The 13947-nt window shown below is 48.8% G+C and carries 12 protein-coding genes; 4 read left to right on the top strand and 8 right to left on the bottom strand.

All coding sequences use genetic code 11. The features are described from left to right. Positions 1-124: 124 nt before the first annotated feature. The 6 genes from ASL11_RS05310 to ASL11_RS05330 all read right to left on the bottom strand — a co-directional run bounded on the left by ASL11_RS05310 (position 125) and on the right by ASL11_RS05330 (position 7465). On the bottom strand, positions 125-2341 hold the full coding sequence (locus ASL11_RS05310) for a hypothetical protein (RefSeq protein WP_056610646.1): 2217 nt from the start codon (positions 2339-2341) through the stop codon (positions 125-127). Between the two features lie 19 nt (positions 2342-2360). Continuing rightward, positions 2361-3536, bottom strand: a complete 1176-nt coding sequence (locus ASL11_RS05315; protein ID WP_056610649.1) for an ABC transporter permease — start codon at positions 3534-3536, stop codon at positions 2361-2363. Then, positions 3533-4258 carry an ABC transporter ATP-binding protein gene (locus ASL11_RS05320; RefSeq protein WP_056611329.1) on the bottom strand — a complete coding sequence of 242 codons (726 nt, stop codon included), beginning with the start codon at positions 4256-4258 and terminating at the stop codon, positions 3533-3535. Before ASL11_RS05320 ends, ASL11_RS05315 begins: the two co-directional genes overlap by 4 nt. A 34-nt stretch (positions 4259-4292) precedes the next feature. Beyond that, a complete protein-coding gene (locus tag ASL11_RS05325) occupies positions 4293-5987 on the bottom strand; it encodes an efflux RND transporter periplasmic adaptor subunit (protein WP_056610652.1) in 1695 nt (564 codons plus the stop codon). Between the two features lie 226 nt (positions 5988-6213). After that, entirely contained in the window at positions 6214-6345 is a 132-nt protein-coding gene (locus ASL11_RS37820) for a hypothetical protein (protein WP_268796185.1), read from the bottom strand. 310 nt (positions 6346-6655) lie between these two features. Continuing rightward, the gene (locus tag ASL11_RS05330; RefSeq protein WP_056610655.1) at positions 6656-7465 is read right to left on the bottom strand and encodes a hypothetical protein; all 810 of its coding nucleotides are present in this window, start codon (positions 7463-7465) and stop codon (positions 6656-6658) included. Positions 7466-7713: 248 nt separating this feature from the next. Between ASL11_RS05330 and ASL11_RS05335 the strand changes: the two genes are divergently transcribed. Then, positions 7714-8100, top strand: coding sequence for a DoxX family protein (locus tag ASL11_RS05335; protein ID WP_056610657.1), 387 nt, complete (start codon positions 7714-7716; stop codon positions 8098-8100). A 441-nt stretch (positions 8101-8541) separates the two neighbouring features. Here the strand turns inward: ASL11_RS05335 and ASL11_RS05340 are convergent, their stop codons facing one another. Continuing rightward, positions 8542-10056 carry a sensor histidine kinase gene (locus ASL11_RS05340; protein WP_056610660.1) on the bottom strand — a complete coding sequence of 505 codons (1515 nt, stop codon included), beginning with the start codon at positions 10054-10056 and terminating at the stop codon, positions 8542-8544. Then, positions 10053-10736, bottom strand: a complete 684-nt coding sequence (locus ASL11_RS05345) for a response regulator transcription factor (RefSeq protein WP_056610663.1) — start codon at positions 10734-10736, stop codon at positions 10053-10055. Before ASL11_RS05345 ends, ASL11_RS05340 begins: the two co-directional genes overlap by 4 nt. 214 nt (positions 10737-10950) lie before the next feature. Here ASL11_RS05345 and ASL11_RS05350 point away from each other — a divergent pair, with 214 nt between their 5' ends. The 3 genes from ASL11_RS05350 to ASL11_RS37065 all read left to right on the top strand — a co-directional run bounded on the left by ASL11_RS05350 (position 10951) and on the right by ASL11_RS37065 (position 13900). Further along, the gene (locus tag ASL11_RS05350) at positions 10951-11721 is read left to right on the top strand and encodes an FAD:protein FMN transferase (RefSeq protein WP_056610667.1); all 771 of its coding nucleotides are present in this window, start codon (positions 10951-10953) and stop codon (positions 11719-11721) included. Between the two features lie 370 nt (positions 11722-12091). Next, positions 12092-13351 carry an NAD(P)/FAD-dependent oxidoreductase gene (locus ASL11_RS05355; RefSeq protein WP_056610670.1) on the top strand — a complete coding sequence of 420 codons (1260 nt, stop codon included), beginning with the start codon at positions 12092-12094 and terminating at the stop codon, positions 13349-13351. Between the two features lie 390 nt (positions 13352-13741). Further along, the gene (locus tag ASL11_RS37065; RefSeq protein ID WP_164483561.1) at positions 13742-13900 is read left to right on the top strand and encodes a hypothetical protein; all 159 of its coding nucleotides are present in this window, start codon (positions 13742-13744) and stop codon (positions 13898-13900) included. Positions 13901-13947: the final 47 nt, after the last annotated feature.

Below are 13947 nucleotides of genomic sequence, written 5' to 3' on the forward strand. Positions count from 1 at the left end.
TTTCTTCCTCCGCTCCATTCTCATAGTCTGATTAAAACACAAATGACCCGTAAGAGGGCACTTTTTTCAAAGTGTCCATCTTACGGGTCACAGTTCAAATCCAAGGGTAGGGCTGTTTTCTCTTTTACTTAAATTGCTTCAGAAGGCGCTTCGCCGTTCCGTTCGGTGTGTCAATGACTTCATACATATTGACAATGACGCCAGTTTGCACTTGCTCGTTTTTCAAACCGGAAATGCTTACTCTCTGGCTACCGCTCGTTAACTTGCCTGTACCCATTAATGAAGCATCTTGGGTGCCAACGATACGACCGAGAGAATCGACCATTTCAAATTGGATTTTGGAGAAATTAGAATCAATAATGACTTGATCTTCATGTGTAATATCCATGTCTAGTTGAAGAACATAGGAATAGGTTCCGCCGCTATACGTCCAGCCAATCGAGCTGTCATTCACTTTAAGTGAGAATGGATAGATCGCGATGGTATCTCCAGTTTCTTCTCCCTGTAAAGCAACTTTGAACGTCCCTGCGGACACATTGCCTTCTGAAACGGACTTATCATCGTACACATTCAGCGCAAATGAATCATCTTCTGTCGTTTCTTTATTAGGCAGCAAGTAGGAGTAGCTGACTACATAGGAGCTTCCTGGTGCAATTTGCGTAGCCGCCGCGCTTTGACGAGAGCCGGTATATGCATTGCCTTTATTATCGATGAGCTCGTTCTGGAGATCAGGCAGCGCGAGCGTGCTCGTGCCGTTGTTCGTAATTTTGTATTTGGCGATCGCGGTTTTGTAGCCAAGATCGTCATTCTCATGCGCATGAAGCTCAATGAGCGATACATCCAGATTCGGGTTCACAACGCTGCTGCCCAGAGCAAGCTTGGTTCCAAGCTCATAGTCTACCGCTGTGGTGAAGCCGTTTTGGGCTACGCTCGCGCCTTTGAGCACGAAAACAGCCACAGGCTGTTGTCCCGTTGTTCCTGTTGTTCCTGTAGATCCTGTTGTTCCTGTTGTTCCCGTCGTAGCCCCACTGTTACCTGCCGTTGATCCGCTTCCCGTACTACCTGTCGTGGTCGTTGTCCCGCTCCCCGTCGTGCTTCCCGTGCTAGCCGCCGCTTTCTGCCACAGCACGAGCTGTGCCGCATTCGGATCGATGCCCGTTGGCAGCGTCGCATTGAAGTAATAAGTCGCCGTTTCCTTCGGCGCTAAAAAGCCGCTGCGCGTACTGTTATCTGTCGATGACACGGATGAGCCTGAGTCACCGAACTGGTAGGAGGCTGCCAAGGAAGGGACAGGAGCGACAACGTCCCCGTCATTGCTCAGTGTAACCACCGTCTGAACATGGACACCATCCGCTTGAATCGAATACGTAGACGAGCTTGCCTTCGCAGTCACGTTCTCGCCATCTTGCTGCCCCGCATAGCTCTGTTTCACGCCCAAAGCTACCGTATTCAGCGACGAATTCATACTTAAAGTTCCCAGTGAAACATCTTCACTTTGATTGAGATAATAATATTCCAACGTTAGCCCGCTTGTAGGCATGCCTTTAGAAATTAGCGTTTTGAGCGTCAAGGTATCGGACTGATTGGGCAAAATAGCCGTATCCGCCCCACTCGCAACTGTCGCCGTGTATTTCATACCATTGGCATCCACAAGTCTAGCTAGCAATCCTGCGGGTACTTTCACGCTGCTTGAACCTAAGTTCTTTGCTGCAACTTGCGTGTACATGTACCATTTGCCATTCTCGGTCACACGTACGCTCTGGCCTAGCCCAAAAGCAAGGGACGCATCATTCGCAAGTGTGCTGTCTAGCGTGCGCAAGCTAATAATTTCTTCTGGCGCTTCCAGCTGCCCATCTTGGATGACGGAGGCAATCGGCAGCTCACCGAGATGATTCATGAAGTCGGATTTATTGTAATCCCAGCGGAATACATCCACTTTCAAATCAGCAGCATTTTCACCAGTTGGCAAATTCGCGTAGAATCTGAAGCTTTCCTCTTGCCCGCCGTTCACGATGCCGCTCTTTTTCTCACTCAAATTGGCCGTGTAACTATGTCCAGCACCATCCGTGACACGTACACCATACTTGTTAAAATCAAGCGTCTGATTTTCTCCATTATGGAACAGGACGGAAAATTGCAAGGATGATGAGGAAAGTGAAGCTCTATTTAGCATAAAATAGGAATCCTTCGAGATAAAAACGCCCTCGGATGCGGCGTGTGCGGAAGGTACTGGAGCTGCCCATGAGGCAGCCAGCAAACTTCCCGTCAGTAGTACAGCTAGACTTGTCTGTTTAAGTGAGTTTTTGGAGCGGAGTCCAATCGATGTTAGTTGACGAATCATAGTACAAACCTCCTGTTGCCTAATCGTAACGCAGAGCGTCGATAGGTTTTAATTTTGATGCTTTATTCGCTGGATATAAACCGAAAATGACACCAACAAGTGCTGAGAATAAAAATGCGTAAAGCCCTACGTTGATCGAAAGACTCGTCTCTTGGCTTGGATTGATATACGGCCAGGCCAGTGATAAAGCGACCCCGACCAGCAGACCGATCAGACCACCCATCCCGCTAATCAAGGTAGCTTCGACTAGGAATTGCAGCAAAATATTTCTTCGCTTCGCCCCAATCGACTTCCGAATCCCGATCTCTCTCGTCCGCTCACTCACCGTCACGAGCATAATATTCATAATCCCGATCCCGCCTACAAGCAGGGAAATCGCAGCAACAGCAACCAATTGGTTGGTCAGCGTGCTAGACGCCGTTTGTCTTGCGCTAATGAGCTCGGATGAGTTCAAAATATTGTAGCCGGTCGTGCTTTTAAACTTCTGAAATAAGTAAGCTTCTACGGCTAATTGTGCTCGGCTAACGAGGTCACCAGAGGATGCTTCCACATAGGCAGTCCGAATGTTACCTAGCTTAAAATCCCGGCTCATCGTCGGCAGCGGCACCAACACGGAGCTGTCTAAAGAAGTTCCGCTCGTATTGGAGCCTTTCGTTTGAAGAACACCGATAATCGTGTACATGTAGCCTTTCACATTAATTTCTTCGTCGATCGGATCTTCCTTGCCAAAAAACTTCGTAGCCACTTCACTCCCGATAACCGCAACATGATTGCGGAAATCCAAATCTGCCTGAGCGAGGAAACGTCCGCTGGCCATCTTCCCCTTTTGCAGATCCAAATAACGGTCATTCGTTCCGATCACATTGTAGCTCTCCGTTGTGCGGTCGAACTTAATGCTACTATTCTGCGTCATAGTGGGTGCAATCGACGAGATGCCCGCTGTGCCCTCTAGGGTCATGAACTCATCGTAATTCAACTGTGTGGCGCGTCCGTTCCCCATTAGGTTAACCGTTAGGAGATTCGTTCCTAGTCCTTCATATTGCTTTTCGATGGCTTTGGAGGTTCCTTGACCAATCGAGACAAGCGTGATCACCGAAGCAACCCCGATAATAACGCCTAGCATGGTCAGAACCGTTCGTAACGGATTCGAGCGAATGGTGCTCATCGCCATTTGGAAAAGCTCCCAAATTCTCATGAATGCGCCTCCTCTAACTTAGGCACTTCAACCGACCAAGCATCATTGCGCGTATCACTGACGATTTCGCCATCTCGCAGCGCCACCACGCGCTTCGCATTGTCTGCAATGTGATGATCATGGGTGATCAACACAATCGTATTGCCCTGCTGATTTAACTCTTTGATCAACTCGAGTACCTCGATGCCCGTTTTGGAATCCAAGGCGCCTGTCGGTTCATCCGCTAGAATGAGCGACGGTGAAATGGCCAATGCACGCGCAATCGCAACCCGCTGCTGCTGTCCACCCGAAAGCTCACTTGGCTTGTGATGTCCACGTTCTCCCATCCCTAACTTCGTCAGCATGCGCTTGGCTTGTTCTTTCCGTTGTTTAGGAGGAATACCTGCATAAATCATCGGAAGCTCCACGTTCTCCATCGCTGTCAGCCTTGGCAACAGGTTAAACTGTTGAAAAATGAAACCAATCTTCCGATTGCGCAGCTGAGCAAGTCCGTTGTCTGACATTTTCTCAGTAGCTACGCCATCCAATGTATATGAACCTGACGTTGGGCTGTCTAGCAGCCCAATTGTATTCATCAACGTCGATTTACCCGATCCGCTGGGACCAATAATGGCGACAAAATCCCCTTCTGCAATATGCAGGGTAATGCCGCGCAAAATCTGCAATTCCTCCGCACCACGGGTGTAACTCTTCGTGATCTCATTTAGCTCAATGATATTCATCCCATTCGCTCCTTTCAGGGGCAAGGCTAGCTCTTTATTGACGCGCTCCGCCACCGCCAGCATTACCGCCACCCTGGAAACCACCGCCGCCAGCAGCTCCACCTGCACCGCCTTGGAATCCGCCTGCGCCACCTGGGAAAGCACCTCCGCCTGGGAAGCCTTGCTGTTGCTGATTTGTCGTCGTTGTCGCTCTGCGAACTGGCGTGACTACCTCTTCGCCTTCTTTTACGCCATCGAGCACTTCAACTTGCGTTTTGCTTCGAATACCTACTTTTAACTCCCGCTCTTCCGTTGTACCATCGGCCTTCTTCACCGTAACCGTCGACTTGCCTCTTGTTGTCGTCACGACTTGAATCGGTAGTACGAGAATATCCTTCTTATCTTGGATGAGGATTTCAGCCGTCGCCGTCATCGCATATTTCAAATCATTCTGTGCTGTATTCGGAATGGCCACAACCGCATCATACGTAGTCACGCCATTCGTCGTTGTACCCACATTGGATACAGAAGTCACTTCACCTGTAAAAGTTTTCCCTGCAATCGCATCGACTTTTACGTTAACCTTTTGTCCGACCTTCACACTCGTCAGATCAAGCTCATCCACAGCAATTGCGAGCTGCATCGTGCTTAGACTAGCCACTGCACCGAGCGTGGTGTTCGCATTAATCTGCGCGCCAACCGGGTAATTCCGAAGGACATTATTTTTACTGTTGGCAAAATCCGCCGAGAACACGCCATCAAACGGTGCTTTGATCGTTAATTGATCGACTTTTTGCTGGGCATCGCTGACACGAATCTTCTGGCTTTCAATGGCAGATTGTTTGGAGACGATATTCTTTTGGAGGTCGTCGTTAAAAAGGGTCACAATCAGATCGCCTTGTTTAATCGTATCGCCATCTTTGAATTTCAGCGTTTTCACCGTACCGCTAGCTTCGGAGAAAATAGACGCCGTGCGCACATAAGCAAGTTCAGCCTGATCGGAGGACGCCACCTTGGTAGTGCCGCTGCCGATACTGCCTTTGACCTTTAAGCCTGCCGAAAGCGTACCATCGTTATCGACGAGCACATCGACCAACACCACTTTATTCCCATTCGCGTCAGCGCTAATTTCATGGCCAATCGTATCGACTGCTCCAACCTTGGATAACAAGTAGCCATCCACGCTCAGCTCTACGGGGTCACCTTTTTTCAGTTGCACAGCTTCTTGCAGTGAAAATGGCAGTTTTACCTTAAACTGCGTTGTATCTGAAATCGTACCGATCTTCGTCGTTTTATTCACTTGGCTGCCAACATCAAAATTAGCATTCAGTGTGATCTTGCCCGACATCGGAGAGGATACGCTCATATTTCCTTGTTCAGACTGCAGCTCAGCTAGATCACTCTCCAGCTGCCCCAAGGTCACTTGCGCTTCCTTGAGATTCGTTTCCGTTGACGGGACAGAAAGTTCGACGAGCACATCGCCTTTTTTAACCGCTTGATTCTGGGTTAAATTCATCGTTTTGATGATACCTTCGATCGGGATCACAATGTTTTGCTTATCCTTAGCGTCCAATTGGGAGGTCCCTGATACGGCCATCGAAATGGCGCCCTTGGTCACTTTCATTGTCGTTTGTTGTGTTGCCGCTGTTGCTGGCTTCGCATTATTATGTACATAGTAGTATGTACCTGCCCCACACAGGATGGCCGCCAGGGCTACTATGAGCCACCTTTTCTTACTGCCTACTTTCATCCGTCATAACCCCTCTCACGGTTTACCTAAACACTCGTTGCCTAGGTCGTACAATCTTCACAAGATGTAGTCTACTAGGGGCGACTGAAACCTGTCTGAGTGTAAGCTGAAAGTAAGTTGAACGAAAGCTGAGCGTTTGCTGAAAATGGGGACGGGCTGTGTGCCAGCGCTGAAGTTGCTGCTGCTGCAGATATTGCTAGTGCTACTGCTACTACCACTGCTACTGCTACACTACTGTTGCTGCCAGTACCAATACCAGTGCTGCTACCGATATTGCCAGTGCCACTGCCACTGCTGCTACCGCCGAAATCCGACTGCCACCAAGATTATTGCCACCCGTCTGCCACCCTACGCACAATTAACTGGAAAAACTCCAGCTATTCTTCTGGTTTTCCATCAAATCTAGAGATTAGATGGAAAATGTACATCTATTTCTTCACTTTCTGGCGTACTTGGCCTAATAGCTCGAAATTAGCTGTACTTTTTACAGTTAGTAGAATGAAAACGGGAATTCATGCGAAATTAACTGTATGTTTTCCAGTTGTTATGCTCGACATATTCCTACACTTAGCTACTTTAAGTGCTCCCTATCTAGCAACATTGCAGCAACTTCCCACCTCAAGCACAAAAAGCCGCTCACATGGTGAGCAGCTTTCTATTACAACCCCTTAGTTAGTAGCTGTCGGAGCTGGTGTTGCTGATTGTTTGGATGCACCCCGATCAGGACGCTGGTGAGCCGTACCTTTCTCCTCAACAGCCTTCTTGATCGAATCTGTCATACCGTCTTTAATTTTGCTGATCAAATCATCTTCGCTAATCCCTTTCGCTGTTGCGATATCCACGAGGGATTTGCCTGATTCCAGCTCTGTTCTCAACTCATCTTGTGTAATACCCAGAATTGTCGTGATGACTTCTGGATTGCCGAAGTGTCCACCACCAAAGCCTCCTGGACCTCCTTTACCTCCAGGTCCACCTTTACCGCCGCCTGGAAAGCCGCCCTTGAAGCCAGTGCTATCAATTTGCTTCGTTAATTGGTCGCTCAAACCTTTAATAATCTCATCGGCCTTCTCTTGTGTCAGCTTCCCAGCTGTGACTTCAGCTGTAATCGTAGCTGTCTCGGCTGCAACAAGCTTGGACAAGTAATCTTCCTTCGATAATCCTTTTTCAAGGGCAAACGCTGCTAATGTTTTATCTGCTTTAAGTGCTTCCTGCACAGCGCTTTCTTCAACGCTTAGAATCGTTGCTGTTTCTTTTATCACGTTACCGCCACGGAAGCCACCGCGATCTCCCATTTGTCCACGACCTTTATCGTTAAAGCCTTTGCCGCCCTGTCCTGCTGTTGGTGCCGCTGTGCTTGTGGAATTTCCTACTGCTGTATCTGCGAACGCTTCGTTATGTAGGGCTCCTACTAAGCCAACTCCGATGACAAAAGATGCTACTAGTGAACCTGCGAGAATTTTTTTGCTGATTTTTTTCATAATGGTATTCCACCTCATCTTTGGATTTGTGTTTGTGTTTCCCTTACAAAACCAAGTATAGACCCCTTACCTGAAACCCATCTGAGCGTAAACTGAAGGTTGGTTGAGAGCTATCTGAGAATTGGCTGAAAATGGTATGGCTTAAATTACATTAAAATTTGCGTACTGGTGTTCGATTTCAGCATTCTTTATGGTAGAATAAGGATTATATGAGCACAATTTCGAAATAGATAGGGGGACGCTGTCTAATGTCTTATCGTAAAGAGCGCAATAAGCTAATCGCTTACTGGGTAACCACCATCCTAGGACCTGCGAGTTTCGTCATCGGAGGATTCTTCTTCATAACCCATGGTGAGCAGCAAATCACTACATTGACTGGGCTCGGATATCCCGAGTATATTTTGACCATCCTGGGCTTCTGGAAGCTGATGGCCGTCATTGCCATCCTGATCCCGCGTTTTCCCCGACTGAAAGAATGGGCATACGCTGGCTTTTTCTTCGAGCTCACGGGAGCAGCAGCTTCGCATATTTTGAATGGCGATGGCTTAGTCCTCGCTGCCCAGCCGCTAGTATTTCTAGCGCTCGTCATGGCATCATGGGCACTTCGCCCGAGTAGCCGTAAGCTTGTTTCTTAGCTGATGCCAAGGGCCAACCGTTCGACGGTTGGCCTTTCGTGTACGCGGGATAGGCAATGCTGGTGGGGAGGAGGATGGGTTAGAGTAGCTAGTTTATGGTGGGTTGCGAAAACTGTTTGCGCTGGGATGCATTCCCCTTCCCCACAACCATTAACAGTAAAAAGTACAGTTAATTCCCGCACAATTCCCTACTACCAACCTTTAACTGGATTTCCTCCATCTATTTCTGACGATTTCAGTGAAATCAGCCACTTCAGCTGAATTTAGCTACATGAAATCCATCTATTTGCTCAAAATCAGGATTTTCATCCAAATTAACTGTATGAAATCCATCTATTGCCGCCGCCGAAGCTGAATACTCGGCATGAATCCGGGTGCCACTGGGCACGCCGCCAACACAAAAGAGGCCAACGCCTCAGCGTCAGCCTCTTCTTCTCCTACCTATCGCGGCAACCGCACGATAAACGCGCTTCCCTCACCGACGGTGCTCTCCACATGAATAGATCCGCCATGCAGCTCCACAATGGAGCGCGTAATCGAAAGGCCTAAGCCCGCTCCGCCGCTGCGTCTTGCCCGCGAGGAGTCGATGCGGTAAAACCGATCGAACAAATGGGCGATATGCTCCGGCGCAATCCCTGGGCCGTTATCACGTACAGCGATCTCAATGCCTGCGTCCCTCCTCGTCAGTGAGACCCTTACCTCACCTGTCTCTGGATGCGTATGCTGGACGGCATTGTGGAACAAGTTGAGGATCACTTGCTTGATTTTATCCGGATCGCAATGACACAGCGTCTCCGGCTCCAAGAGGAAGGTGACCACCCTCTCGCCTGCGAGCAGACGCAGCTGATGCTCCATTTCATGAAGCACATCGTCCATGGCTACCTCCGTCTTATGGAAAGACGGCGTTCGGTCCAACCGCGCCAATAGCAGCAGGTCCTCAACTAATTTATTAATACGGACGGATTCGCCGTGCATACTTTTCAAAGCTTTCAACAGCGGTTCAGGCTGTTGATATGCCCCACGCAGCAGCACCTCCAGGAAGCCATGAATGGAAGTAAGCGGTGTGCGAAGCTCATGCGAGGCATCCGCAGCAAAACGCCGCATCTGCTCCTTCGCTTCCTTTTCCGCCTCAAAAGAAAATTCCAACCGCTCCAGCATACTATTGAAGGAAGTCGCTAAGCGATCCATCTCCGCCTGCCCTTGATGGTCAGGGAAGCGTTCATTCAAGTTACCGGAATCAATACTTTTTACCGTATCTACCAAATTAGACAGTGGCACAAGTGTCCGGCGCAGCACAGGCAGGAAACCTAGCAACCCAATAACCATCGCAAGCATGGATAGAAATAGGAACGTGAGCAGCTGCCTTAGGAGAACATCCTTAATCGGCGCTGTGCTTGTACTTGCTTGAATGAGCCCCTGATAGCCGCGGGAACGATCTGGTTCCCCTCCCCCGATTTGATGAAACACAATTAATTGCTCATTCCCTTTGCTGTCTTTCATGATTAAATGTTCCTGCTTCTTTGTGCGCTTTTGCAGGATTCTCACATATTCTTCTTTGTCCAACTCCAGCGTCGACTGTTCATCTTGGGAGGAAACGAGTTTATAGGTCCCTTTGTCATCAATCAGCGCAATTGTTAAATCCGGTACGAAAATCCGCGGACCTTCGCCGAAATTATCCTGCCGATTGTTGCGCATGAAATCCTGCCTAGGCAGAAATGGGCTTGTACTCTTATCTCCTCCTAGCTCAGCCCGAAGCCACACGTTAGGCGGCAGTGCTGCAAGCTGGTTGCGAATCGTCTCTGCTTTATTTTGAAACATAAACTGCTGCATGAATACATATTGAAACACGCCAATTAACAGCAAGAGTGCCGACATCACCAATAAGGTGCGAGATAAAATTTGAAACTTTAAGGATTTCGTCTCCAAGACAGCAGCGAACCAACCGCGCGTCTTCATGTCAAATCCATCCGATACCCCGCCCCGCGAATGGTGCGAATCAGCTTGTGCTCCTTATCTCCTAATTTGTCGCGCAGGGAGCGTATGTACACTTCCACAATATTTTCCTCACCGCCAAAATCATAGCCCCACACTTTATCCAGAATCATCGTCTTACTCAGCACGAGACCGTGATTGATCGCCATAAATTTAAGCAACTCGTATTCCGTTGGCGATAGCTCCAAGATCCGATCATGCATACTGATTTCTTTGCGGCGGTCGTCCATGCGAAGCGGTCCAATAACGACTTCCCCGAACAAGTTTGGAAAATGGTTCCGAATCCGCGCATAGATCCGCGCTAGCAGCTCCTCAAAGCTAAACGGTTTGATCATGTAATCATCGGCTCCGAGTGTTAACCCTTTTACCCGATCATCGATTTCATCTTTGGCTGTTAGCATAATGACCGCGACATTGTCTGTCTTCTTAATCATGCGACATACCTCGAAACCATCCATCCCAGGCATCATGACATCCAGAATCGCGATATGCGGCTGAAATTTATTACAAGCTGTGATCGCACTGATGCCATCTTGTGCCGTCATCACTTCGAAGCCTTCGTTCGTTAGCCCTAGCTCTAGAAATTCTAAGATATGCGGCTCGTCATCGACGAGTAGTATTTTAATCCCTTTTAATTGACGCATCTGCCATCGTCTCCCCCGAGAAATTCATTCGTACACGACTTCTACAATCAGTATCCCATATCCTGCCTAAAAGCAATCTGAGCAGCGGCTGAAAGCTAGCTGAAAGTTAACATATCTTCAGCTACTTTTCAGCTAACGGTCAATTCAATCTCAGCTACCCCTCATATACTGATCTCATTATAAGTATGGACTCGACAGAAAAGAGGAATTCCTGATGACAATGACAACAAACACCTTCCTCCCCTTTCATTTTCAAACGCTGGACTCGGCTATTGAACTTCTTCTTCCCCTCGGTGAGCAGAGACAACAGCTGCGGATTCATGAGATCGGCAACGAATGGTTCGGGCGTGAAGAAAAGCGATTCAGCCAAAGCCTCCCTGACAGTGAAATTAACCTTTTAAATACATTAGCCGGTGAAAGCTGCCTTGTGTCCAACGCCATGCTAGAGGTACTGTTCCTTGCTGAAATGTATCAAGCCATCACAGATGGTAAATATACGCCTCTTCTATATAAAGAGAAGACCACGCTAACCCACATACCAGCTCCTGCAACGCAAGGTTGGAAGGTAAATCCTACGACCAAATCAGTTACACTGCCGGAGCATACGTATATTCATTTGCAAGGACTCGACAAAAGTTGGTCCCTGAAAAGATTAACCGACTATTTGAAGAAAACCTTATCCATTTCACGGGGACGCCTGCTATCTCAGGGCGATGTCACGATCTGGGGACCATCTAGCTCCGAGCAGGAGCCATGGATGATCGGGATTCAAAATCCATGGCACGAGAACGCCAAGTTAGGTGCGATTGCGATGCCAGAGGGAGCGCTATCTACGTACAATCCACTCGAAGATCGCAGAGATGCTGACTCCGGCAGCGATGTACTGCAATGCACAGTTGCTGGTCATGATCTCGTGGCATGCCATGTATGGGCACGATTGTTAGGCTCACTTGGGCTAGAGGCTGGCCTGTCCCTCTTCGCCTAACGCAGTGACGCTTGTGAAGCGATTGTGCTTACCAAGTATGATGAGCTTCACTACTACGGGCGGGAAACCTCCCTCGGGCATCGATGGCTGGATCTTCAGGTCGATCACTATCATTTTAGCGACGGACATGGTAAGCAGGGTGTTGATAGCTTTACCTAAAGGATTGCACGGAAGATCGATTGTGGATGAAATTAGGGAAAAATGCATGTTATCCACAATTCACCTATGTTTGTCCACAGACGATAGGTCGGTTATCCACGAAAACAGCTATTTTATCAACAAGTTATCCACGTACTGTGTGTATCTTTTGAATATCTTGCTCTTTACATGCTATGATATGAGAAAATACGCGAGGCAGGGGCTTTATGGAATGACATATGATGTAATCGTAATTGGCGGCGGTTCTGCTGGCCTCATGGCTAGTATTGCTGCAAGCAGAGACGGCGCGAAGGTGCTGCTCGTCGATAAAGGAGATAAGCTGGGGCGCAAGCTCGGCATTTCCGGTGGCGGCAGATGCAACGTGACGAACAACAAAGACATGGATGAATTGATCAAGCACATCCCCGGCAACGGGCGATTCCTTTATAGTGCATTCACCCATTTTGGGAATAAGGATATTATTGCTTTTTTTGAGAATCTCGGCATCCAGCTCAAGGAAGAGGACAATGGTCGGATGTTTCCCATCAGCGACAAGGCCAAAACCGTCGTCGACGCGTTGATCGGCCAAGTGCGGCGCCAGGGTGTGGAGATCCGGACCAACAGTCCGGTCAAAAAGGTCTTGTACGCGGACGGCGCCGTGAATGGCGTTCAGCTGCAGGGCGGAGAGACGATTAGTAGCCGCGCTGTGATCGTCGCCTCCGGCGGATGCTCGGTGCCGCATACTGGCTCCACGGGAGACGGTTATGCGTGGGCGGAGGCGGGCGGGCACACGATCACGCCGCTGTTTCCGACCGAGGTTCCGTTAACCTCGAAGGAGCCTTTCATCCGCAGTCGCGAGCTGCAAGGACTGTCCTTGCGCGACGTGACGCTCAGCGTGCTGAACGCGAAGGGGAAGCCGATCATCGCGCATCGCGGCGATATACTGTTCACCCACTTCGGTCTGTCAGGGCCGATCGCGCTGCGCTGCAGCCAGTTCGTTGTGAAGGAACTGAACAAGTCCGAGCGCAAGGAAGTGCTCGTCACGGTGGATTTGTTCCCTGATCTGAGCACCGACGAGGTGTACAATGAGAGCATGACGCTCGCTAGAAGCGACGCGAAGAAAGCGATCAAAAACGTACTCAAGTCCCTGCTATCCGAGCGGCTCATTCCGCTTCTACTCGCGAAATCGGAGCTGGACGAGCAGCTGACGTATGACAACATTCCGAAGCAAAAATGGTTGGAGTTGTGCAAGCTCATGAAGGCCTTCCCTGTAATCGTCAAGGGGACGCTGTCTTTGGAAGAAGCTTTCGTGACTGGCGGCGGTATTCAGCTCAAGGAAGTCGATCCTAGCACGATGCAATCTAAGCTGGTTCAAGGTCTCTACTTCTGCGGAGAAATCCTCGATATTCACGGATACACGGGTGGATATAACATCACCGCCGCATTCTCGACGGGTTATATGGCGGGTACGCATGCGGCGATGCAGGGCTAGGTGATATCTCCTTTTATACAGAAACTCCACCACCGACGCTCTTTAACTTCATTAACTGGAAAAACTACAGCTATTTTGCGCAAGAAATGCTATTTGTTTTGAATAACTGGATTTCCTCCAGCTAATTTTGCACATCTTCGTTGAAATTGACGAATGACGTGAAATTAGCTGGGGTTTTTCCATTTAAATGATGATTTCGATTCTAATTGGTTAGTTTAACTGGAGGTTTTCCATTTAATGCTACTCGTCCCCTCAGGTAGCTAGAATATGCGGATACGAAGTTAATGTCTTTTGTTCCATTTGTAGCAGTCCGGTGATTCAGCCTTCTCCCTAACGGGTATTAGTTGGTATAGAGATCAACCCCAATACCAAACAAGGGAGCTGAGAACGATGGAACCGACGAAAAGCGTGGACATTGAGCAGAAGCGAATTGAGCAAAAATTTGACAAGGGACTTGTCGCATCAACCTTTATCAAATATGCTGCGTACATCATTATCATTTTCGGACTGCTGTATTTCCTGGTCCGTTACGTATTCCCGCGGTTTTAGATACCGACAAAGAGGTAGCGTCGCTTACCCCAAAACCAAAAAGACGA

It is taken from the genome of Paenibacillus sp. Soil750, assembly GCF_001428045.1.
In the GTDB taxonomy this organism is placed as follows: domain Bacteria; phylum Bacillota; class Bacilli; order Paenibacillales; family NBRC-103111; genus Paenibacillus_E; species Paenibacillus_E allorhizoplanae.

Excerpts from the sequence above, each read along its gene's own strand:
- ASL11_RS05340 (WP_056610660.1), bottom strand. The coding sequence starts at position 10,056 with ATGAAGACGCGCGGTTGGTTCGCTGCTGTCTTGGAGACGAAATCCTTA.
- ASL11_RS05325 (WP_056610652.1), bottom strand. The coding sequence starts at position 5,987 with ATGAAAGTAGGCAGTAAGAAAAGGTGGCTCATAGTAGCCCTGGCGGCC.
- ASL11_RS05310 (WP_056610646.1), bottom strand. The coding sequence starts at position 2,341 with ATGATTCGTCAACTAACATCGATTGGACTCCGCTCCAAAAACTCACTT.
- ASL11_RS05355 (WP_056610670.1), top strand. The coding sequence starts at position 12,092 with ATGACATATGATGTAATCGTAATTGGCGGCGGTTCTGCTGGCCTCATG.
- ASL11_RS05330 (WP_056610655.1), bottom strand. The coding sequence starts at position 7,465 with ATGAAAAAAATCAGCAAAAAAATTCTCGCAGGTTCACTAGTAGCATCT.
- ASL11_RS37065 (WP_164483561.1), top strand. The coding sequence starts at position 13,742 with ATGGAACCGACGAAAAGCGTGGACATTGAGCAGAAGCGAATTGAGCAA.
- ASL11_RS05320 (WP_056611329.1), bottom strand. The coding sequence starts at position 4,258 with ATGAATATCATTGAGCTAAATGAGATCACGAAGAGTTACACCCGTGGT.
- ASL11_RS05345 (WP_056610663.1), bottom strand. The coding sequence starts at position 10,736 with ATGCGTCAATTAAAAGGGATTAAAATACTACTCGTCGATGACGAGCCG.
- ASL11_RS05335 (WP_056610657.1), top strand. The coding sequence starts at position 7,714 with ATGTCTTATCGTAAAGAGCGCAATAAGCTAATCGCTTACTGGGTAACC.
- ASL11_RS05350 (WP_056610667.1), top strand. The coding sequence starts at position 10,951 with ATGACAATGACAACAAACACCTTCCTCCCCTTTCATTTTCAAACGCTG.
- ASL11_RS05315 (WP_056610649.1), bottom strand. The coding sequence starts at position 3,536 with ATGAGAATTTGGGAGCTTTTCCAAATGGCGATGAGCACCATTCGCTCG.